23 protein-coding genes and 1 riboswitch are annotated in these 23,522 nt (G+C 28.9%); of the genes, 17 read left to right on the top strand and 6 right to left on the bottom strand.

Features of this window, described 5'->3' with window-relative positions:
* Positions 1–28 precede the first annotated feature (28 nt).
* From CNEONATNEC86_RS00450 to CNEONATNEC86_RS00495, 10 genes are all read left to right on the top strand, one after another.
* Complete coding sequence (locus CNEONATNEC86_RS00450) at positions 29–814, top strand: TatD family hydrolase (protein ID WP_058293161.1); 786 nt, start codon at positions 29–31, stop codon at positions 812–814.
* Between the two features lie 259 nt (positions 815–1,073).
* Entirely contained in the window at positions 1,074–2,129 is a 1,056-nt protein-coding gene (locus tag CNEONATNEC86_RS00455) for a 3D domain-containing protein (RefSeq protein ID WP_058293160.1), read from the top strand.
* 162 nt (positions 2,130–2,291) lie between these two features.
* On the top strand, positions 2,292–2,849 hold the full coding sequence (gene rnmV / locus CNEONATNEC86_RS00460; RefSeq protein WP_058293159.1) for a ribonuclease M5: 558 nt from the start codon (positions 2,292–2,294) through the stop codon (positions 2,847–2,849).
* Positions 2,850–3,698 carry a 16S rRNA (adenine(1518)-N(6)/adenine(1519)-N(6))-dimethyltransferase RsmA gene (gene rsmA / locus CNEONATNEC86_RS00465; RefSeq protein WP_058293158.1) on the top strand — a complete coding sequence of 283 codons (849 nt, stop codon included), beginning with the start codon at positions 2,850–2,852 and terminating at the stop codon, positions 3,696–3,698. It begins immediately after the preceding gene.
* Positions 3,699–3,814: 116 nt separating this feature from the next.
* Positions 3,815–5,398 carry a DUF7922 domain-containing protein gene (locus CNEONATNEC86_RS00470; protein WP_200847537.1) on the top strand — a complete coding sequence of 528 codons (1,584 nt, stop codon included), beginning with the start codon at positions 3,815–3,817 and terminating at the stop codon, positions 5,396–5,398.
* A 17-nt stretch (positions 5,399–5,415) separates the two neighbouring features.
* On the top strand, positions 5,416–5,982 hold the full coding sequence (locus tag CNEONATNEC86_RS00475) for a hypothetical protein (RefSeq protein ID WP_159115433.1): 567 nt from the start codon (positions 5,416–5,418) through the stop codon (positions 5,980–5,982).
* Positions 5,983–6,086: 104 nt separating this feature from the next.
* Positions 6,087–6,848: a prolipoprotein diacylglyceryl transferase gene (locus CNEONATNEC86_RS00480; protein ID WP_058293155.1), complete on the top strand. Its 762-nt coding sequence runs from the start codon at positions 6,087–6,089 to the stop codon at positions 6,846–6,848.
* The gene (locus CNEONATNEC86_RS00485) at positions 6,845–7,681 is read left to right on the top strand and encodes a YhfM domain-containing protein (RefSeq protein ID WP_058293154.1); all 837 of its coding nucleotides are present in this window, start codon (positions 6,845–6,847) and stop codon (positions 7,679–7,681) included. The genes CNEONATNEC86_RS00480 and CNEONATNEC86_RS00485 overlap by 4 nt, the downstream gene beginning before the upstream one ends.
* Positions 7,682–7,701: 20 nt before the next feature.
* Entirely contained in the window at positions 7,702–8,547 is an 846-nt protein-coding gene (locus tag CNEONATNEC86_RS00490) for an Mrp/NBP35 family ATP-binding protein (protein WP_058293153.1), read from the top strand.
* A 122-nt stretch (positions 8,548–8,669) separates the two neighbouring features.
* Positions 8,670–8,864, top strand: coding sequence for a ferredoxin (locus CNEONATNEC86_RS00495; RefSeq protein ID WP_058293152.1), 195 nt, complete (start codon positions 8,670–8,672; stop codon positions 8,862–8,864).
* Between the two features lie 144 nt (positions 8,865–9,008).
* Here the strand turns inward: CNEONATNEC86_RS00495 and thiT are convergent, their stop codons facing one another.
* Both thiT and CNEONATNEC86_RS00505 read right to left on the bottom strand, forming a co-directional pair.
* A complete protein-coding gene (gene thiT / locus CNEONATNEC86_RS00500) occupies positions 9,009–9,695 on the bottom strand; it encodes an energy-coupled thiamine transporter ThiT (protein ID WP_058293151.1) in 687 nt (228 codons plus the stop codon).
* A gap of 137 nt (positions 9,696–9,832) precedes the next feature.
* A riboswitch (TPP riboswitch) is annotated at positions 9,833–9,934 on the bottom strand.
* Between the two features lie 25 nt (positions 9,935–9,959).
* Complete coding sequence (locus CNEONATNEC86_RS00505) at positions 9,960–10,166, bottom strand: hypothetical protein (RefSeq protein ID WP_058293150.1); 207 nt, start codon at positions 10,164–10,166, stop codon at positions 9,960–9,962.
* Positions 10,167–10,459: 293 nt separating this feature from the next.
* Here CNEONATNEC86_RS00505 and CNEONATNEC86_RS00510 point away from each other — a divergent pair, with 293 nt between their 5' ends.
* The 6 genes from CNEONATNEC86_RS00510 (at position 10,460) to CNEONATNEC86_RS00535 (ending at position 18,663) form a co-directional block, all read left to right on the top strand.
* Positions 10,460–12,568 (top strand): anaerobic ribonucleoside triphosphate reductase, encoded by a 2,109-nt coding sequence (locus CNEONATNEC86_RS00510; protein ID WP_058293149.1) that lies wholly within the window; start codon positions 10,460–10,462, stop codon positions 12,566–12,568.
* A gap of 367 nt (positions 12,569–12,935) precedes the next feature.
* Positions 12,936–14,096, top strand: coding sequence for a homocitrate synthase (nifV, locus tag CNEONATNEC86_RS00515; protein ID WP_125147960.1), 1,161 nt, complete (start codon positions 12,936–12,938; stop codon positions 14,094–14,096).
* 66 nt (positions 14,097–14,162) lie between these two features.
* Positions 14,163–16,085, top strand: coding sequence for an aconitate hydratase (locus tag CNEONATNEC86_RS00520; RefSeq protein WP_125147961.1), 1,923 nt, complete (start codon positions 14,163–14,165; stop codon positions 16,083–16,085).
* Positions 16,086–16,395: 310 nt separating this feature from the next.
* Positions 16,396–16,905 (top strand): anaerobic ribonucleoside-triphosphate reductase activating protein, encoded by a 510-nt coding sequence (gene nrdG, locus CNEONATNEC86_RS00525; protein ID WP_058293146.1) that lies wholly within the window; start codon positions 16,396–16,398, stop codon positions 16,903–16,905.
* A 77-nt stretch (positions 16,906–16,982) separates the two neighbouring features.
* Entirely contained in the window at positions 16,983–17,858 is an 876-nt protein-coding gene (locus tag CNEONATNEC86_RS00530; RefSeq protein WP_159135399.1) for an aldose 1-epimerase family protein, read from the top strand.
* Positions 17,859–18,048: 190 nt separating this feature from the next.
* Positions 18,049–18,663: a DNA-3-methyladenine glycosylase gene (locus tag CNEONATNEC86_RS00535; RefSeq protein ID WP_058293144.1), complete on the top strand. Its 615-nt coding sequence runs from the start codon at positions 18,049–18,051 to the stop codon at positions 18,661–18,663.
* A gap of 62 nt (positions 18,664–18,725) precedes the next feature.
* Here CNEONATNEC86_RS00535 and CNEONATNEC86_RS00540 read toward each other — a convergent pair whose 3' ends face one another.
* Positions 18,726–19,133: a GtrA family protein gene (locus CNEONATNEC86_RS00540; protein ID WP_125147962.1), complete on the bottom strand. Its 408-nt coding sequence runs from the start codon at positions 19,131–19,133 to the stop codon at positions 18,726–18,728.
* A gap of 10 nt (positions 19,134–19,143) precedes the next feature.
* On the bottom strand, positions 19,144–20,109 hold the full coding sequence (locus tag CNEONATNEC86_RS00545; protein ID WP_159115437.1) for a glycosyltransferase family 2 protein: 966 nt from the start codon (positions 20,107–20,109) through the stop codon (positions 19,144–19,146).
* Between the two features lie 295 nt (positions 20,110–20,404).
* Here CNEONATNEC86_RS00545 and CNEONATNEC86_RS00550 point away from each other — a divergent pair, with 295 nt between their 5' ends.
* On the top strand, positions 20,405–20,878 hold the full coding sequence (locus tag CNEONATNEC86_RS00550) for a hypothetical protein (protein ID WP_125147964.1): 474 nt from the start codon (positions 20,405–20,407) through the stop codon (positions 20,876–20,878).
* Between the two features lie 46 nt (positions 20,879–20,924).
* Here the strand turns inward: CNEONATNEC86_RS00550 and asnS are convergent, their stop codons facing one another.
* A complete protein-coding gene (gene asnS / locus CNEONATNEC86_RS00555) occupies positions 20,925–22,319 on the bottom strand; it encodes an asparagine--tRNA ligase (protein ID WP_058293140.1) in 1,395 nt (464 codons plus the stop codon).
* A 242-nt stretch (positions 22,320–22,561) separates the two neighbouring features.
* The gene (locus tag CNEONATNEC86_RS00560) at positions 22,562–23,260 is read right to left on the bottom strand and encodes a metallophosphoesterase family protein (protein WP_058293139.1); all 699 of its coding nucleotides are present in this window, start codon (positions 23,258–23,260) and stop codon (positions 22,562–22,564) included.
* Positions 23,261–23,522 lie beyond the last annotated feature (262 nt).

Below are 23,522 nucleotides of genomic sequence, written 5' to 3' on the forward strand. Positions count from 1 at the left end.
AAAAATTAGGTTTCAATAGGAGTGAATTATGGAAAAGAGATTTTCAATTATAGATAGTCATGCTCATTATGATGATGAATCTTATGATGAGGATAGAGATCAAATTTTAAATGAATTAAGAAATAATGGAGTTATAGGTATTTTAAATTGCGCGGCTTCATATGAGAGTTTAAAAACAACTGATAAATTAACTAAAGATTATGATTTTATTAATGGTGCATTAGGAATTCATCCTGAAAATGCAGATGAATTTAAAGAAAATACATTAGATGAAATAAGAGAATACATTAGAAATAATAATAAGATAGTTGCTATTGGAGAAATAGGACTAGATTATTATTGGGATGAGAATCCACCTAAAGAAGTACAAAAAGAAGTTTTCAGAAGTCAAATGAAATTAGCTGAAGAATTAGAGCTACCAGTAGTAATACATGATAGGGATGCACATCAAGATACTTTAGAAATAATCAAAGAATATCCAGATGTAACTGGTGTTGTTCATTGCTTTTCAGGCAGTGTAGAATTTGCACAGGAGTGCATTAAACTAGGATATTATATTGGATTTACTGGAGTTGTAACATTTAAGAATGCAAAAAAAATAGTTCAAGTTGCTAAAGAAATTCCAATAGATAGAATTTTAGTTGAAACAGATTGTCCTTATATGTCTCCAGAACCAAATCGAGGTAAAAGAAATAGATCAGATTATATAGAATATATAATAAATAAAATAAGCGAAATCAAAGAAATAGAGCCAGCTGAGGCCAATAAAGTATTTAATGAAAACTTTAAAAGGTTGATTTATAAGGAAAAATAAGGTAAAATATAATTCGTACACTTCATCACTATAATACTTATATTTAAAAAGGATGTTTGAACTAACATTTAAAATTAATATCGTTTGGTTTTACTTACAAAGAAGTATGGTTAAATCGCTATCATTTAATATTTTATTTATTTTATGCACAGTGTGCATTGTTACTATACTTCATAATAATGCAAGAGATTCATAATTTGACAACTTTGTAGGATTAATATATAATGCAAAGGACACTCTTGCCAAAGGAGGGAAATCAATGATAGAAAGGTTAAAAGGTTTTATCAAAGAAAGTTTTTCAAACGGTCCTAAGGCAAAAATTATTTGTGCAATAGCTGCATTATTTGTAGTTATGATTGTTACGACAGTAACAATAACAAATATGAGAAAAACATTAACATTAAGTATAGACGGTAAAGATGAGACTATTGTCACATACAAGGGGACTGTTCAAGATGTGTTGCAAGAAAGAGGCATAAATGTAAGCCCTAAAGATAAAGTGCAACCATCACTAGAAACCAAAGTATCAGAAAATGAGTTTATTAAATTGAAAACACCTGTTAAAGTACAAATCACAGCAAACGGGACACGCTTTGATGTACAAACTGCTGAAAATACAGTTAAAGATATGCTGGAAGCAGAAAAAGATACATTAAATTCTAAAGGAATTGATTTTGAAAAGGACATAGATGAAGTAAATCCCGGACTAGATACGAATATTGAAGAAAACTTAGATATACAAATTGTAAAAGTAGAGACAAAAGAAATTGTTGAAAAAGAAGCCATTAAATTCGATACAATTGTTGAAAATGATGCTGATTTAGATATTAGCGTCAAAAAGGTTAAGAGTGAAGGAATTGATGGTGAAAAAGAAATTACGTATAATGTAGTCTATAAAGACGGAGTAGAGGTTTCTAGAGACATAAAAAGTACTAAAACCATTTCAGAACCACAAAATGAAATAATAATTAAAGGGACGAGCCAGGTTTATGCTAGTAGAGGTGGAGAAAATATAACTTACAAGAAAAAAGTAAGTAGTGTATCTACAGCATATACTGGCGGAGGCATTACGGCTACAGGAAGAACACCTGTTAGAAATGTCGGTGGATTAAGCACTATAGCAGTTGACCCATCTGTAATTCCATTAGGAAGTAAGGTTTATGTAGAGGGATATGGATACGCTATTGCTTCAGACACTGGTGGAGCAATTAAAGGTAATGCTGTTGATTTATACCTTAGTTCTGCAAGTGACTGCAGACGGTGGGGAAGAAGACAAGTTGACGTACTAGTTGTTGCTTACCCAGGAGAGTGGTAAGTAGAAGATTAGAGATAACGATTGTTATCTCTATTTTTTTCTTTAAAACATAAGAATTTTAGAATATTATTAATAGTAGTAAGAATTTTATAAATTAATAGTTAATTAGGAATAATAATTAAAAACACTTATTCTTAAATAGTGATAAAGGAGAGTATGGTTTTGATAAAAGAAGTTATTGTTGTTGAAGGCAGAGATGATGTGGATGCTGTTAAAAAAGCATTAGATGCAGAAATAATAGCTGTTGGCGGATTTGGAATAAATGCTAAAGTTATTGATAGAATAAAAGAGGCACAAAAAAGAAAAGGCGTAATTGTATTAACTGACCCTGATTTCGCAGGAGAAAAGATAAGAAGAATAATTTCTAAAAGGGTTAAGGGAATAAAGCATGCTTATATTTCAAGAGAAGATGGAACAAAAGATGGAGACATAGGTGTTGAGAATGCTACACCAGAAGTAATATTAAGAGCATTAGAGATGGCAAAGATTACTCAAGAAGAAAAGATTGAATTCTATACAATGCAAGACATGTTTTATTTTAAATTAACAGGGGATAATACATCTAGAGAAAGAAGAGAGGCACTCGGAAAGATTTTAGGTATTGGATATGGAAATGCAACTCAAATGGTGTCGAGATTAAATAATTATGGAATAAGCAAAGAAGAATTTAGTAAAGCTATAGAAGAAATAGAAAAACAATTGGAAGCAGGTAATAGATAGATGGATTTAAATGATTATAAAACACAAGAATTGGTTAAAAAATATAATTTTAGGTTTTCAAAAAGTTTAGGCCAAAACTTCTTAACAGATGAATCTGTATTAACAGACATTGTAGAAGGCGCAGAAGTTAATAAAGATGATTTTGTTATTGAAATAGGGCCGGGAGTTGGAACTTTAACAGCTCAGCTTTTATTAAAAGCTAAAAAGGTAACATCAATAGAATTAGATAATGATTTAATTCCTATACTTACAACTGAGCTTGGAGAAAATGAAAATTTTTCATTAATACATAAAGATGCATTAAAAGTTGATTTTAATGAACTAATAGGTGATGAGAAAAGTGTTAAATTAGTTGCTAATTTACCTTATTATGTTACAACACCAATAATAGTAAGACTTTTAAAAGAACAGTATAATTTTAAATCTCTAACTATAATGATACAAAAAGAAGTAGCTGAAAGAATTAATGCTGAGCCAAATTGTAAAGACTATGGTTCGTTATCTGTTTTGGTTCAATATTATTGTAATACAAGTATAGTAAGAAGAGTTCCACCAACTTGCTTTATACCAAGACCTAAAGTAGATTCAATAGTTATAAGATTGGATAGATTAGAAAAACCAAGAGTTGAAACTAAAGATGAAAATCTTATGTTTGAAATAGTGAGAGCTGGATTTAATATGAGAAGAAAAACTTTATGGAATGCAGCTAAGACATTGAAGGTAGAAAAAGAAAAATTAGAAACTGCGTTTGAAAAGTCTGGAATAGATCCGAAGAGAAGGGCGGAAACATTAACATTAGAAGAGTTTGCAAAATTAGCAGATTCTATATACGATGTAAAAAATAATTAGAAGAAATTAAAGACAGGAAGTGGTATGGCTTTCTGTCTTTTTGATTTTAAAAAATCATAATCCTTATTTTAAAACATATAATGTATGGAATAAATATATGTGGAGGGAATATTAATTTGTCTCATAATAAATTGTATAGAAATTTCATAATATTACAAGAAGATGAGAGAGGATACTCATCAGAAAATGGGAAAGCTCTCTCAGGATATGCAAAGGTAGAAGCCAAGGGGGATAAGTGTAAAATATCTTTTTATGCTCAAAACCTTAGAAAAGAAGATAATTATTCTATGGTACTTATTTGCTGCAAAAGAGACTTTAAAGAGTTAATTGATTTGGGACCTTTAACAATAAATGAGGTTGGAAAAGGAGATACCAGCAAAGAATATTATATAAATAATATCGCAGGTCTTGGAGTCTCATATGAAAAAATTTCTGGCGCAGGTATATGTAAAGCATCAGGAAATGATTTGAATTTTATAATGCATGGCTTCATGAATGGTGAAGAGCCAACTGAGAATTGGAGAAAATTTAAATTAGTAAGAGTTGAATCGAAAAAAGAAGATGTAGTATTAGAACCTAAAAAGCTTGATGAAAAAATCATAAGTGCTAATGAAAAAATAGTAAATTCAAAGGTAGATGATATAGGTAAGGCAGAAAGAATTGAGAACATAAAAATAGGAACAGTAGAAGTATTAGAATCAGTAGAGAAAACTGATACTAATATAGAAAGTGTGGAAGAGAAGATAGAAGAAAATATATTATCTTCAGATGAAAGAAACAAATGTAAGAAGTGTGATAAAGAAGAAGATAAAAAGGAAAAGCATAAAAAAGAGGAATGTAAGAAAGAAGAACATAAGAAGGATGAATGCAAAAAAGAAGAGTGTAAGAAGGAAGAGCACAAAAAGGATGAAGAACATAAAAATGAATGCAAGAAATGTGAGAAGGGCGAAGCAAAGAAAGAAGAGTATAAAAAAGAGAGCTTTGAAGAAATAATAGATAATCTTTGCGATAAAATAGAAGAGTGCAATCACATAATAGATTTTGATATACAGGATATGAATTGCGATTACATGGTTTATGGTTTTATAAAGAAGAAATATGATAATAAATGTGAGTGGAAGAAATTTAAATTAAATAGAAGTAAGAGTGATATGTACTGTAAAACACATATAAATAAAAGAATAGAAGAAAACACAAGGCTGGATTTAGATTTAGACACACCAGACTTTGATAAATATGAAAGAGATATTAAAGAAAATGTGAATACTTCCAAAGATTTTGCTATGAACGGAAGTGTGGGGGAATACTTTGAAAAAATAGCAAGAGGTTTTGATGTATATGAGGACAAACTAAATGATATCAATAATTGTAAATGGTATAGAGTTAATGTAGATAGTATAGATGATTTATGTAATGAATCAAATTATAACAAATATACATTAGCGTATTATCCAATGATAAACTATTATCCATATATAAGCAAAAATAATCATTTCTTATTAGGTTATAAGTGTGATACAGAAGGAGAATTACAGTATATAGTATATGGTATACCAGGTTCTAAGGATAAAGAAGATCAACCGTATGGAGGAAAAACAGGATTCGTAACATGGACAAATAGTAATAATAGAAGTCAGGGATATTGGCTAATGTTCTATGATTTTAAAAATTCTTCAATTGTAATACCTATGAAGAAATAAAAATAAGTTGAACAGATATGAATAAAAAGCAGTTAATTGTTACGTCCATATTAATATGTTTAATGTTGTTACTATCCATAGTTCAAGGTTTTTTCAATAAAAACTTTAATAAGGTGGCTCTTACGGATAATGGGATAAATGAATTTAAGGAATATAATTTTGATAAAAGTAACTATATTATTTCTTTGCCAAATGAATGGACGGTAGTTGAGAGAATGGGAGATAATCAATACATAAATAATGTATTGAATTTTACAGATGGAAATAATAAACTTACTGGATCATTACAAATTATTAATACAAATGATGAGATTGAAACCTTTGCAGAGAGAGATTCTAAAAACCAATCTTTAAAGTATTCTAAATTAGAAATAATGCCTTATAAATATAAAAGTAATATTGGGGTTTTATCAACATATGAAACTACCATTAGAAATGGCTATGATTTTAAAAATCAATGTTATTATTTACAATTCGAAAAAGGTAAAATAGTTAAGATATTATTTAATGTAAAAGAAAAAAATTATAAAGAAAATATAAAATCAGTATTTAATTCTATTGTTTCCAGTGTAGAGCTTAGTTAAGCGATAATATTTGCTAATAATGAGCATTAGTATTATAATTTTAAGTACCAATGAGAGGCTGTTTTGTTTCTCTTTGGTACTTGTTTAATGTAAGGAGGAAATTAATGAGGATAACACTATTTGAGATATTTGGGTTAAAAATCAGAAGTTATGGACTGATGATTGCAATTGGTATAATTATAGCTTCTAGCTTATTAATCAGAGCAGCTAAGAAGAAAGGCTATGATGAAGATTCATTATTAAATTTAATTATATTTGCTGTAATAGGTGGAGTGTTAGGCGGAAAGTTATTATTTATAATAACTGAATTTAAGGAAGTTTTACAAGATCCAAGTATATTGAAAAACTTTGGATATGGGTTTGTTATTTATGGTGCTATAATCGGTGGAGCTCTATCTATATATTTATACTCTAAGAAAAAAGGGTGGAATACGTTAGAATTATTAGATATGACTATTCCAGGTGTAGCTATAGCACAGGGATTTGGAAGGATAGGTTGTTTTCTAGCAGGTTGCTGCTATGGGGCTGAAACGGATTTGCCAATTGGAGTTGTGTTTCCAGAGGGGTCTCTTGCACCAGCTGGAATTCATATTCATCCGACTCAATTATACTCATCAGCTTTCGATTTTATATTAGGATTTTTCCTTTTATATTATTCAAAGAAAGAGAAGAAATCTGGAAAAGTAGTAGGTTGTTATTTAATCATATATAGTATAGGTAGATTTTTGATTGAGTTCTTGAGAAATGATCCAAGAGGTAGTGTAGGAATTCTTTCTACATCACAGTTTATTGCTATATTTACTTTAATCATTGGAATAGTGGTTTTTAATTTCCATAAGTTGATTAAAGGAGTGTATAGGAAGTGAGAAAAAAGAAATTTATAATTTTAAGTATATTAATAGTTACTATTATAAGTAGTTTATTCTCAGGATGTACTTTATTGGACAATTTAGCTATTAAGGCTAATTTGAGAAATGAAAGTTTTGACTACATAAAGCAAGAGAAAGTAGATCAAATAATAATACAAAATTTTAGAGATAGTGGATTTAGATTTATAGTAAATGATCCTCAGGCAATTAATGATATATATAAAATTTTGAAGAAGGGCAAAATCGTTTCTGATAAATCTTCTCTTGATCCTGATTACATATTTGAAGTTCAGATTGGAGACGAAGTAAAAAAGTATAATTATATAGTTGGTACTGATGAAAAAGGTAAGGGTAATTTTTATAATGATCAAGAGTCATTTATAGTTCCAAAGACTTTGGAAAATACAATAATGCAAAATCTTTCATTTATAAGAAAGCCAAGAGATTTTCAATATATTTACTATCAATCAATCCTTGATATACTTGAATTAAAAAAAGATGCATTATCATCTAATAGTAAAGTCGGAATAGATATTTCAGGTGATACAGAATGCTTGAAATATATATTTTCAGTAGAATTATTAGATTTTGAAGAGAGCATAAAGAAAATACTACCTAATGCTGAATTAGTTAAAAACAATTCAGATCAATTTGATACAATAATAACAGTTAAAAATAGAGGGTATAGCACAACTATATTTAAAACATTGATAACTGTGGATAATAAAAAAGACAATTCTTATGAAAATTACTATATTCAAGCTGAATATAGTTATAAGGATTGGAATATTAACATTAGTGAACCAAATGAAAAGCCAAGAGATTGGTAAAGAGCAAGGAGGACTATGCGATGGGAAACTGTGATAGCTGTCCAAGTAAGGGCACTTGTCAAACAAAAAAAGAAGATTGTAATGGTGTAGAATCTTCAAAATTACAGCCAAGATTCGGAAGGATAAAGAATGTTATAGGTGTAATAAGTGGTAAAGGTGGAGTTGGTAAATCAACTGTAACTGGTATCATGGCAGCAATGTTAGCTAAAAGAGGATATAAGGTTGGTGTACTTGATGCTGATATTACAGGACCTTCTATGCCAAGAGTTTTGGGTATAAATGAGAAGAGAGCTGGAATAGTGCCTATTAATGATGAGGTTGTTAGATTTGATCCAGTTGAAACTGATTGTGGTATAAAAGTAATATCAATGAATCTTGTTAATCCAGTAGAAGAAGAACCTCTTATCTGGAGAGGCGGGATTATAAATGGCGTGCTTAAACAAATATTTGTTGATACTAACTGGGGAGAACTTGATTATTTACTTATAGATATGCCACCAGGCACAGGAGATATTGCATTAACTGTTATGCAGGAGTTTCCTATAAATGAACTAGTTATTGTTTCAACACCACAAGATATGGTATCAATGATAGTTAAGAAAGTTGTAATAATGGCTAATAAAATAGGTGTTAAAATTAAAGGCGTCGTAGAAAATATGGCTTATATTAATTGTCCGGATTGTGACAAAAAGATAAGAGTATTTAGTAATAAATCATCTGAAGAAAATGCTGAATATTTAGGAATACCATTAATAGGAGAACTTCCTATTGATATTAATCTTACAGACGCATTAGCGCAAGGTAAATTAGAAGAGTATGTTAAAGAAGATCCATTATATTCATTAATATTCGAAGGATTATATTAATAAAACTTACTGCCCAAGAATGATCTGAAAATCATTCTTGGGCAGTATTATTTTGATTATGAATAATTCTTTTATTATAGGTAAATAATAAAATTGAAATTTTTTAGAGAGGAAGTATGAAAATGAAAGCTGCAGTTGATAAAGATACTTGCATAGCATGTGGATTATGTCCATCTATATGTCCAGAATGTTTTGAAATAGAGGATGATGGAAAGGCTGGATTCATAGTTGATGAAGCACCAGATGGAACAGAAGGAGAAGTTCAAGAAGCTGTAGACAGCTGCCCAGTAGCTGCAATATCAATTGTAGAAGAATAGAAAACTTGATTTTTGTTATTTCTTCTATAATTGTAGTCTTAATTTATATTAAGAAATCATATTTTAGAAAATAAAAAATGATTATATTTAATAGTAAAACTATTTTAAATATAATCATTTTTTTATTTTAAAGTAATAATGATATTATACTGTACCAAACTTAGATGTAGCATTTATTATTCTGTTAACTGGAAGGACTGATACTATTACTAAACATATGATACCTTCTATTCCTATCATAGGTCCATTAACAGATAATGAGTAAATCCAAGAAGACATTCCTTCAGGAGCATACATACCAAAGAAGGCAACTCCTGATATAAAGTGACACAAAAATCTAATGAATACAGATATACCTACACCGAGTAATCTCTTGTCCTTAAAGAATCCAGCAAGTCCTAAAGCAGTAAATGGAAGTGGATAATCAAATAGTACTTGGACTGGATGAAGGATATATGGATCCATAATGAATGTAATTACTCCATAAAGGAATCCTGTTAAACATCCAACCTGAGGTCCGTACATAAATGCAATAAGCAGTATAGGAACCATACTTCCTAAAGTTATACTACCTCCTTGTGGAAAGTGATAAAGTCTAAGTAGTTTTAGTATAGTTGCTAATGCTAAAGCAATCCCTATTCTTGTTATTAATTGAGATGTAAATTCTATCTTTTTTGCTTTAATTAATACAATTAATAATGCAATACATCCAATTATAGTAGCAACTGTTAACCACGCATTCTGTGGATTTTCTGTAAATTGTTCCTTTAAACTAGGAACAATCTGAGTTAATGAAAAGAATTCATCCTTCCATCCAAAAAAATTTTCCATAAAAAACCTCCTTTGTGTGCTTGTCCATATTATTTTATATGGATTGGGTAAGCCAGAGTATAAATCAAATTTTTTTATTATAGTAGAAAATTGATTCAACTCTATACAGGAGATATCAACCGAATAAATAGATATTTATTTTTATAAGGTTGCATTCCCTACGCTAGAATTAACTAGATCAGGTTTAAAGGGTTTATGATTTCTCAAATCTCAGCACAAAGGCTCCCCTAGCACATTACTATATTATTTATTGTATATTTAAATCTATATATAGTCAATTACATTATATACATTTAATTTATCGATATTATTATGATGAGAAATATATGAAGATGTATTTTCGTTTAAAGGCATATTGTAAGTCTTAATTGTATTATTTAATAAACTATGAGATGAAATGGTTGAGATATTATTATTATTATCAATTATTGAGCTTTCTTTAAATGTAGAATCCAGAATAAATCCTTTCATAATTAAAACCTCTTTTTTTATATTATTTTATAAATATTTTTAACAAAAAAATTTTTTTTATTCCTTAAAATAATACTGAATCCACATGTAATCTGATTTTAAATGATCTTTAAATTAGTCAAATATCCAATATGGGTAAAAATTCGAATAATATGAAGATAATATGACCTAACTAGATATAATTGAAATATTTTCGTTTAAAAATAAAAAATTAGAAGTATTGCTAACACATATTTAATAAAGTATAATAAAACAATGATGATACTAGATATTGTGTTGTGGGAGGAATATTAATGCTATATGTTGTAAAAAGAGATGGGAGACAAGTGGATTTCAACTCTGATAAAATAGCTCAAGCTATAAAGGGCTCAGCTAATGAAATCGGTTTAGATTTAAAAGAAAGTCAAGTTCTAGATACGGTAAAAAAGGTAATATCATTTATAGAAGTAGAAGCAAAATTAACTATAAGTGTAGAAGAAATTCAAAATTTAGTTGAAAAAGCATTGAGCGAACAAGGTCTTAAGGAAATTGCAGCGGCATATTCTGGATATAGACAAGAAAGAACAAAAGTTAGAGAAATAAAATCAGACTTAATGAAAGCTATACGTAGTATAGGTGTAGAAACAGATAGAGATAATGCAAATGTAGGAAATAACTTTAGCTCAAAGTTATTAAGAATAGCATCAGAATCAAATAAGTGGAATACTTTAGCAATAATGCCAAAGTTCTTAGCTAAGGCTCATGAAACTGGAGACTTATATTATCATGATTTAGATAGTTATAATTTAACTGTAAACTGTCTACACATACCTACAAGAGAAATATTAGAAAAAGGTTTCAACACTGGATATGGAACAATAAATGCTCCAAAGAGAATAGAAACAGCTGCAGAATTATCTTGCATATTACTTCAATCAACTCAAAACGATATGTTTGGGGGCCAATCACATCCAGATTTTGATAATGATATGGCAATCTTTGTAGAACCTACAAGAGAAGAGATTAGGAAAGAATTTAAAGAATTAGGTTTATCAGATGAAAAGATTAATGAAGTGTTAGAAAAGAAAGTAAGGGAAAGAGTTCACCAAGCTATGCAAGGTGTAGTTTATAATTTGAATACAATGCATTCAAGAGCAGGATCTCAAGTTCCGTTTAGTTCAATAAACATAGGATTGCCTACAAGTGAAGATGCGGCATTAGTATGTGAGATTTTCCTTTTAGAATATGAAAAAGGATTAGGTAAAGGAGAACAACCTATTTTCCCTAATATAATTTTTAGAGTTAAAGAAGGCGTAAATAGAGAAGAAAATGATCCATACTTCTATTTATATAAATTAGCATGTAGAGTTGCAGCAAAAAGAATGAACCCTACTTTTATGAATATAGACGCAGACTTTAATAAAGAATACTATGATAAAGGATATGTTCCAGCAACAATGGGATGCAGAACATACATAATGAAGAACGTTAATGGGGAGCCTGGTTGTAAAGGAAGAGGAAACATTGCTCCAACAACTATTAATTTACCAAGAATAGGTCTACAAGCAAAGGGCAGTGTAGATAAATTCTTTGAAATATTAGATTCAAGACTTGAATTAGCAAAGGATTCTCTACTTCATAGATATGATGTGTTGAAAAAACTAAGAGTTAAAGATTTACCATTTGTAGTTGGGCAGGGTCTTATGAAAGGCTCAGAAGGCTTAGAACCAGATGATTCTATTGAACCAATATTAAAACAAGGAACTTGGGGAATTGGATATATAGGTCTTGCAGAAACCTTAGTAGCATTAGTTGGAAAGCATCATGGTGAAGATGAAGAATCTAGGAAACTAGGAGTAAAGATTGTTGAATATATTAGACAATATACAGATAGATTATCAGAAGAACTAAGTTTAAATTGGAGTTGTTATGCTACTCCTGCAGAAGGCCTTTCAGGAAAGTTTATAAAGCAGGATCAAAAGATATTTGGAATAATAAAAGGCGTTACAGACAAAGAATATTATACAAATAGTTTCCATGTACCTGTTGGTTATCCTATATCAATAAAAGATAAAATAGATATTGAAGCACCTTATCATAAACTATGCAATGGAGGTCATATAAGTTATATTGAAGTAGATGATTATCCAAATGCTGAAACTGTTATGGATATAGTTAATTATGCATATAAGCATACTAATATAAGTTATATAGGGGTTAACTTCCATATCAGATACTGTAAAGAATGTGGAACATATCTTCAAGCAGGAGATAGTAAATGTACTAAATGTGGAAGTATGGATATTCAAGGAATATCAAGAGTCACAGGATATTTAAGTTTAGATGAGAGATTTGGACCAGGAAAGTGTCACGAAAGAGAAGATAGAATTTCTCACACAGAAAACCATACACATAATTATTAAAAATATATAAATTTAGAAGAGTTGCCATCAAGAATATATTTTAAATGGCAATTCTTTTTTATATATGAATAAATATTTAATAATGCTGAATTAATATTAAAAAATAGTAGTCTTACTAATAAGAAATTTACATTTTAGAATATGATATATAAATATAATGTTGCAATGTAAAAAAAAAATCTTGCAATAATTTTATTAAATATTCATTAAAATATATGAAATTAAATAATACATGAAGGAAGATAAGGCATCTGTTGCAAAAATATGATTATAAGTATTGGCAGTTAATGTATAATGTGATATTATATGATTATATATAATATTTTGAAATATTATGAGCAATATTTATAAATTGGGGGAAAGTACAATGGCAGTTATTGATTTGAAGACTGGAAGCAAAGTCACTATAGTAGATACTACTCTTAGAGACGGCGAACAAACAGCAGGAGTAGTCTTTGCTAACCAAGAAAAAATAGCAATAGCAGAAATGTTGAGCGACTTAGGTGTTGATCAACTTGAAGTAGGAATACCTACTATGGGCGGAGACGAAAAAGCGGCTATAAAAGAAATTGTTAAGAGAAATCTGAAGTCAAGTATTATGGCATGGAATAGGGCTGTTATAAGTGATGTAGAGCAATCAATTGATTGTGGTGTAGATGCGGTTGCAATATCTATATCAGTATCAGACATTCATATTGAGCATAAGTTAAGGACATCTAGAGAATGGGTACTTGAACATATGATAAAATCAGTAGAATTTGCAAAGAAGAATGGACTTTATGTATCAGTAAATGGAGAAGATGCATCTAGAGCAGACAAAGATTTCTTAGTGCAATTTATTAATGAAGCTAAGAAGGCAGGAGCAGATAGATTTAGATATTGTGATACAGTAGGTATAATGGAGCCATTCAAGATAAGAGATGATATAAAATATTTACATGATAAAACTAATTTTGATATAGAAATGCACACACATAATGATTTTGGTATGGCAACAGCAAATGCAATAGCTGGTATAAAAGGCGGAGCATCACATGTGGGTGTAACTGTAAATGGATTGGGAGAAAGAGCTGGAAATGCTGCGCTAGAAGAGGTATTAATGGCACTTATGCTTGTTTATGGATATAAAGGTGAAAATATAGATACTAAGATGTTTAAAGATGTATCAGAATATGTATCAAGAGCATCAGGCAGAGAACTTCCAAAGTGGAAAGCTATAGTTGGATCAAATATGTTTGCTCATGAATCAGGAATACATGCAGATGGAGCATTAAAAGATCCTAAAAATTATGAAGCTTTTGATCCAGCAATAGTCGGACTTGAAAGACAAATATTAATAGGAAAACATTCTGGACGAGCTGCTATAGTTAATAAGTTTAAAGAATATAATATAGATCTTACAGATGAAGAATCAAAAGGTATATTAGAACTTGTAAGATCAACTTCAGTTAGATTAAAGAGAACTCTCTTTGATAAAGAAGTAGTACAATTATATAAAGAATATCAAAGATTGAAGTCTGAAAAGTAAAAATTATCTCAGGGGAATCCCAGAGGTTTAAAAATAAAAAAAGTGATGAAATAGGGGGAGCTATAGGTGGGCGATAATTTAGTTTATAAAATTTTAAAAACACATGTTGTAGAAGGAGAATTAAAAGCAGGAGAGCCAATAAGTTTAAAGATCGATAAGACTTTAACTCAAGATTCAACTGGAACTATGGCATATCTTCAATTAGAAGCTATGGGCATAGATAGAGTAAAAACAAAAAAATCAGTAGCATTTATAGATCATAATATGTTACAACAAGGATTTGAAAATGCAGATGACCATAAGTTTATTCAAACTGTAGCGTCTAAATATGGTGTATATTTTTCAAAGCCAGGTAATGGTATATGTCATCAAATTTTCTTAGAAAGATTTGCTACGCCAGGAGATACATTAATAGGATCTGATAGTCATACACCAACTGCTGGTGGTGTTGGTATGCTTGCAATGGGAGCTGGTGGATTAGATGTTGCTCTTGCCATGGGTGGTGGGGCATATAATATTAATACTCCAAAAGTTGTTAAAATCGAACTTACAGGAAAATTAAATAAGATGGTAGCTGCCAAAGATGTTATTCTTGAAGTATTAAGAAAACTAACAGTTAAAGGCGGAGTAGGTAAAGTATTTGAATATGCAGGAGAAGGTGTTAAAACACTTTCAGTTCCAGAAAGAGCTACAATAACAAATATGGGAGCTGAACTTGGAGCTACAACTTCAATATTCCCTAGTGATGAAAGAACATTAGAATTCTTTAAGGCACAAGGAAGAGAAGAAGACTGGATAGAATTTAAGCCAGATGCTGATGCGGTATATGATGACGTAGTAACAATTAACTTGGATGAACTAACTCCACTTACAGCTAAGCCACATAGTCCAGATAATGTAGCTAAGGTTAGTGAAGTAGGCAAAATTAAAGTAGATCAAGTATTTATAGGTAGTTGTACTAATTCCTCTTATGAGGATTTAATGAAGGTTGCAAAGATACTAAAAGGAAATAAGGTACATCCAGATGTTAGTTTAGTAATTGGGCCAGGGTCAAGACAAGTTATGGAGATGATAGCTAGAAATGGTGCTTTAGCAGATATAATCAGTGCAGGAGCAAGAATCCTTGAAAACTCTTGTGGACCATGTATTGGCATGGGACAAGCGCCAGGAACTAATGGAATTTCTTTAAGAACTGTAAATAGAAACTTCTTTGGTAGAAGTGGAACATTAACAGGTCAAATATATATTGTAAGTCCAGAAACAGCAGCTGTTTCGGCAATAAATGGAGTATTGACTGATCCAACAGAAATGGATATAGATTTAACAATAGATATGCCAGAAAGATTCTTGATAGATGATTCTATGATTTTAGCACCAGCACCAACAAATGCTGAAGTTGAGGTGGTTAGAGGACCAAACATCAAGCCATTCCCAATAGGAAAAGAATTAGGCAGTGAAGTTGATGGAAAAGTAATAATTAAAGTAGAAGATAATATTACAACAGATCATATTATGCCTTCTAACTCTAAGTTGTTACCATTTAGATCAAATATTCCATATCTTTCAGAATTCTGCTTCAGTACAATCGATGAAGAATTCCCTAAGAGAGCTAAGGAAAATAATGGTGGATTTATAATAGCTGGAGATAACTATGGTCAAGGATCAAGTAGAGAACATGCTGCATTAGCACCATTATATCTAGGTGTAAAAGGCGTAATAGCTAAATCATTTGCTAGAATTCATAAAGCTAATTTAATTAATAATGGAATAATTCCAATGGAATTTAAGAATGCAGATGATTACAATAAGATTGATTTATTAGATGAATTAAAAATTGAAGGAATTCAAGATGCATTAAATACAGGAGCTGTTAAAGTTAAGAATTTAACTAAAGGAACTGAATATGATATATTAGTGGATTTAACTGATAAAGAAATTGAAGTTATTAAAGCTGGTGGAAGATTAAATTACGTAAAGAAAAACAGCTAAACATAAAATGATATTATGAGTGAATAATATAGAAAGTATAGTATTAGGAATATAGTATTCTTAATACTATATTTTTTATATACTATTAGTAAAACGGGTAAATTATAATCTAGCATATTAACAAAAAATAAATTATTAAAAAGTAATTATGGATTTTATAAGAAGTTATTTTTATAGAGGATTTAAAACATATAGGGTTACAGAAGATTGAAGGGATTAGATGTAAAAAAGTTAGTCTTTTATAAATTTTAAGTAAAATGTATAATAAATTATATATGATAATTATAATATAAAGAAAGAAGAGCTTATTATGGAAAAAAATATAAGATTATCAGGAATAGCATATGAGAGTTTGGTAAATGGACCAGGTATGAGAAGGGTATTTTTTGCACAAGGATGCAGACATAATTGTGAAGGGTGCTTTAATCCAGATACCCATGACTTTAATGGTGGAGAGTTAAGAAATATAGAAAAACTTATAGAAGATGTATTAGATAATCCAATGTTAAGAGGTATAACATTTAGTGGAGGAGATCCATGGGAACAGGCAGAAGAATTTGCATATATGGCTAAGGCATTTAAAAAAAATAATTTAAATATATGGTGTTATACAGGATATACATTTGAATATATATTAAAACATAAAAAAGAACGAAATGGATGGCAGGAGTTGATTACTAACATTGATGTTTTGGTAGATGGAAAATTTGATATAAATAAAAAAGATGAAAATTTAAAATATAGAGGATCTAGTAATCAAAGAATTATAGATGTCAAAAAGAGTTTAGAATCAGATATGATAGTAATCATGGAATACTAAATTTGTGTAATAAAATATTAAAAGAGAAACTTAAAAAATATTTTATAGGTCATATATATCGAGAGGGGGAAGAAAAAATGAATTACTTTTTAGAAAATGATAATTTAAGAATCGGTACCAGGACTTATGGTGGTGAACTTATAGCCATACATAATAAAATTAATGGCAGCGAATATTTATGGGATGGAAATCCTGAATATTGGAAATACCATGCACCTATATTATTTCCTATAGTGGGAAAGGTTGTTGACTGTAAGTATAGGGTTGATGGAAAAATATATGAATTACCACAACATGGTTTAGCAAGAACTTCAGAATTTACCCTTTTAGAAAAGAAAGAAGATGAAATAACTTTTGAACTAAAATACTCTGACGAAAGTTTGAAAGTATATCCATATAAATTTTTATTGAAATCTAATTATAAATTAGAAGGAAATACTGTTAAGGTTACATACACAGTAGAGAATGTAGATGATAAAAAAATATATTTTTCTATTGGATCTCATCCGGCATTTTTATGTCCTATAGATAGAAAAGATAATTTAATTGATTGCTATATTGAATTTAATGAAAGGGAAACTAGCAAAAGAATAGTTATAAATAATGAAGGATACCTTTCACGAACTAAAATTGATTTCTTAGAAAATACCAATAAAATAAACTTATCAAAAGAATTATTTAAGGATGATGCGCTAGTTTTTAATGATTTAAAGTCTAATAAAATTACTATAAAATCAAATAATAATGATAAATATTTAGAAGTAGACTTTACTGGTTTTCCTGATATGGGAATATGGGCGCCTAAAGATGGTGCTCCATTTGTGTGTATAGAGCCATGGTTTGGGCATGCAGATTATGAAGATTTTAATGGTGAGTTCACTGAAAAAGAAGGTGTAATGCCATTGAATGTTGGAGAAAAATTTACTTGTACTTTTAGTGTTACTGTTAAATAACAATAAAAAATATAATTTTATGAACTTAAATTCTCAATTTAATATAGTATAGAATAAACAGTATAGTGAAAAAATATTAAAAGATATCCACAAAAAAGATGAAAAATTGATAAAATTGTGGATTATTATCATCAAATTGTGTATAAATAAGATCAAGAAAGTAAAAGTGAATAAAAAGAGGTAATAAGAAATGATTCTAGAAAAAGATTTTTTTAAACAAGGTGCATTAGATTTAGCAAAAGATTTATTAGGAAAAATCCTTGTTAGAGAATGTGACGGAAGAATACTCAAAGGAAAAATTGTAGAGACAGAAGCATATATAGGAGAAATCGATAAGGCATCTCATGCGTATAATGGAAGAAGAACAGAAAGAACAGAACCACTATTTAGAGAAGGTGGAATAGCATATGTTTATTTTATTTACGGAAAATATTTTTGCTTCAATGTAATAAGTGGAATTGAAAATAAAGGGGAAGGAGTTTTAATAAGAGCAATTGAACCACTTAATGAATTTGATTATTTAGCTGAGAAAAGATTTAATCAAAATTATGATGAATTAACTAAAGCTAAAGAAAAGGCTCTCACAAATGGTCCATCAAAACTTTGTTTGGCATATTCTATAGATAAAAGTGATAATTATAAAAAACTATATGAAAAGGGAAACTTATATATAGAGGATAATTATGAAGATAATTTGTTTGAAATAGTGGAATCTAAAAGAATAGGGATAGACTATGCTGAAGAAGCAATAGATTTTTTATGGAGATTTTATATAAAGGACAACAAATATGTTTCAAAAAAATAAAAGGAGATAGATCACATACAAAAAAGTAGTCTATTTCCTTGTTTTTATTACATAAAAGTATTTTAATCATGCTTTTTATTAAATGCAAAAAATTTCATCAGAATAAATGTAACAGGAACTCCTATAATAGCTGCTGAGCAATATGCTATAAGTTTATGTAATCCCATTAAGTTAAATACTAAATAAACAACGATATTTTGAATTATAAAGTTTGGAATATATGAAATAGCAAATTTTATAAATTTAGAAAAATCAAGTTTTTCTTTAAATGTAATTATACTATTTAATATATATGAAATTACTAATCCAGAAATATATCCAGCAACAAATGCCATATTTTCATTTAAGAAACCAGAATACATATATGCAAAAATAACTCCATTAAAAGTATTTATAATACCTATAACTACAAATAGAATAAATTCTTTTGAAAAGAATGTAGATTTAAATTTTTCAAATAAATTATTCATAAATAAATACCTATTTGTCTTTCTCTTCATTATTGATTAATTTATCAGCTATGATAAATCTAGGTCTTTGTTTTGTCTCATTATATATTTTCCCAATATATTCTCCAATTACTCCAAGGGATAATAATTGAATTCCACCTAATATCCAAATAGAAAGTGTTAAAGAAGTCCAACCTGTTACAGTTTCTCCAAAAAATTTGACAATAAATGAATATAATAATGCTAAAATACTAATAAAGCATATAGTAAAGCCGAGTCCAGAAATGATCCTTATAGGTTTTATGCTTAAAGAAGTTATACCATCGAGTGCAAATGCTATCATCTTTCTTAAAGGATACTTAGATTCACCTGCAAATCTTTCGTGACGCTCATATTCAACTATAGAATATCTATATCCTATTAGAGGAACCATACCTCTTAAAAATAAATTAACTTCTTTAAATTGAGCTAAGCCTTCTAATGCACGTTTGCTCATAAGACGGTAATCAGCATGATTATAAATCATATCAACTCCTAGTCCGCTCATGAACTTATAAAAAGCAAGAGCAGTTGTTCTTTTGAAAAATGTATCTGTTTGCCTTGATGATCTTACACCATAAACAATATCACTTCCGTTATAATATTCTTCTACAAATTTGTCTATAACATCTATATCATCCTGAAGATCAGCATCAAGGGATATGGTCATATCTGCATAATCTTTTGCAGTCATAAGACCTGCTAACAATGCGTTTTGATGCCCTCTGTTTCTAGATAAGTTTATACCAGAAAAAATATTATTTTTATTGTGAAGCTCTTCAATTATATTCCATGTTTTATCTTTAGAACCGTCATTAACAAATACTATCTTACTTTCTTTTGATATTATCTCATTATCAATCATGTTGGTAATTTTTTTAAACAATCTTTTAGCTGTTTCATGCAGTACCTCTTCCTCATTGTAACAAGGGATTACAAGGTATAAAATTTGGTTCATAAAATCGCCTCCAATTGATTATTATATCATTAATTGTAATTAATATTAATATGGTAAATGATTAATACAGAAAAAATAATAAATTTTTAACAATATAATAATTATACAAAGAAGTTATGACTTTATATACATATATTAAACAATGTTTTTCGACAAAAAAAGTCTTTTAAGTCACAAGTAGATGTAAGAAAATTATTCTCATTTCATAGATAAAATTAATAGAATTAATTCTATTATAATAGTATAATTATAAGTACAAATCGTGAAATCAAAATGTGAAAAGAGAAAATAAGTTATGAGTTACAATGTTATTGATATTATTAATAAGTGTATATATATAGAAAATGAGCAAAGGAAAATGTTTGAAGTATTTTTAGATGATGATAATGCCTCTATAAAGTTACAAGTATTAGTAAAGGTATTTTTAAAAGATACGGATAGAATAATTAATTATTATAATCAATTAAAAGAAGAAATACTTGAATATGAACTTGAAGAGATAGATATTAGAACTTACGATAAGATAGCATTTCTTATGAATGAGTATAATATTAGAATGCATTCTGTAAACTTAAATAAGGTTTCACCTAGAGAATATTTAAAAATATTTTTAGAATTAGCACGAGATAAGCAGTCGTTATTTATTGATCTGCAAGGAAGATTTTATAATAATGCTAGGGACAGCCAAAGTAATACTTATAAGGTATTATCCAAGATAATTGAATATACAAAACGTCATACAAAAATGATTGAAAAGACAGTGTTATAAATAAAGAAGCATCCTAAAGTAGAAAGGATACTTCTTATTTTTTATATTAGAATTCACTACTTCCTGTTGTTCTAGGGAATGGAATAACATCTCTAATATTACCCATACCAGTGATATACATGATTAATCTTTCGAATCCTAAACCAAATCCAGCATGTTTAGTTTCTCCATATTTTCTAAGTTCTAAGTACCACCAGTAATCTTCTTTGTTAAGACCTAATTCAGCCATTCTAGCTTCTAATACATCAAGTCTTTCTTCTCTTTGGCTACCACCGATAATTTCTCCTATACCAGGAACCAAAAGATCTGTAGCAGCAACTGTTTTATTATCATCATTCATTCTCATATAGAATGCTTTAATATCCTTTGGATAATCAGTTACAAATAAAGGCTTTTTAAAATGTTCTTCAGTAAGATATCTTTCATGTTCAGTTTGTAGGTCGATTCCCCAAGATACTGGGTAATCAAATTCCTTTCCACACTTTTGAAGTATATCAACAGCTTCAGTATAAGTAACTCTAGCAAAGTCTGATGAGACAACATGATTTAATCTTTCAAGTAATCCTTTATCTACAAATTGATTGAAGAATTGCATTTCTTCTGGACATTCATCCATAACATATTTAATAACATACTTAAGCATTGCTTCTGCGAGTTCCATATCATCTTCTAAATCTGCAAAAGCTATTTCAGGTTCTATCATCCAGAATTCAGCAGCGTGTCTTGTTGTGTTAGAGTTCTCAGCTCTGAATGTTGGACCAAATGTGTAAATATTTCTAAAAGCTAAAGCAAAACATTCCCCATTTAATTGTCCTGAAACAGTAAGGTTAGTTTCTTTACCAAAGAAGTCTTGAGTATAATCAATATTTCCATCTTCAGTTAGTGGTGGATTCTTAGGATCAAGAGTTGATACTCTAAACATTTCTCCAGCACCTTCACAATCACTACCAGTAATTAATGGAGTGTGAGTATATACAAAGTCTTGATCTTGAAAGAACTTGTGTATAGCGTATGCAGCTACTGAACGCACTCTAAATGTAGCTGAAAAGGCATTACTTCTTGGTCTTAAGTGAGCAATTGTTCTTAAGTATTCAAATGTATGTCTTTTCTTTTGTAGAGGATAATCAGAATTAGACATACCTTCTACAATAACTTCTTTTGCTTGAATTTCAAATGGTTGTTTAGCATCTGGTGTAGCAACTAATGTACCAATAACAGATACTGAAGAACTTATAGGAAGTTTTGAAATCTCTTTGAAGTTTTCTAATTTATTATCAAAAACTACTTGAATATTTTTAAAAAAAGAACCATCATTGATTTCTATGAAGCCAAAAGCATTTGATGCTCTTAAAGTTCTTATCCATCCAGAGATAGTTACTTCTTTTGATAAGAACTCATCAGTGTTTCTATAAAGAGTTCTAATTAAATTTGATTTTGCCATTTATATGACCTCCGTTATTATAAATAAATATATAACATGTGTAAAATTTTTTACATTGTGATGTAAAAAATTTTACGTTTGAATTAATATGTTTATTATTACTTTATTAAATATTAAAAATAAAATTGTTAAAATAAGCAATAACTAGATTTTACAATACTTTCTTATTGAATGCAATTCCCAATTATTAATGATATTTCTATATAAGTTTATAGTTATAATTTTTTCAGCATTTAATAGGATTATTCATTTCCTGTTTCAAAGCTTTGAATTAATGTAGGAGGAAAGTTTAACATAGTCATATCTTTTACTATTTTCTTTACTTCATAAGAAATTTCTTTAAACTTAGCGCTTATTGTATTTTCTTCGGTGATTTCAATTATGCAATATGTACTATTTGGACGACCTATTTTAGGTTTGCCAACACTGCCAACATTAATATATGTTTTATTATTAATTTCTTTAATTCCAGGCAAATGAGTATGAGCACAGATCAATGCATCTTCTTTTATTTTATTTAAGTTCTCAACTGTGTTCTCTGAATCAATAAAGAGATATTCATTAATGCTAGATGGACTACCATGAACAAATAATAAATTTTTATCTCCAGCTTTTATTGTTAGCGATGAAGGTAATCCTTTAAGATATGATTTATTCTCAGCTCTTAATTCATTAACAGTCCAAGGCAAAGAGAACCTATTTATAGCTGTTTCTCTGATATAAGAGAATTCATTATCAGTTACTGAATTATCATAATTACCTTTTATGCAAAGTATATTTCTTCTCCTAATCATAGAAATAGTTTCATTAGGATGAGGTCCATATCCAACTAGGTCTCCTAAGCAAATAACTGAGTCAACCTTTTCTGAATCAATATCTTCTAGTACATTTATAAGAGCATAAATGTTAGAATGTATGTCTGAAATTACTGCAATTTTCACAAAAATCCCCCCGTGAGATAAGCTTCTAGTTGATAATGACAATAAAAATATTTTATTTAAAATGTAATTGTCATTTATCTAAAATTTAGATATATAAAAATACTATAATTTTAAAGTGTTATAATATTATTATAGCATTTACTTAATAAATAATATTATTAATTTTATAATAAAAATTATATACTTTTTACTATAAATATCACTAATCAAAAGCAAAGGATATTTATATATTCTAAGAATATAATAATATATATTCTTAAGA

This window comes from Clostridium neonatale (assembly GCF_900465025.1).
Taxonomy (GTDB): Bacteria; Bacillota; Clostridia; order Clostridiales; family Clostridiaceae; genus Clostridium; species Clostridium neonatale.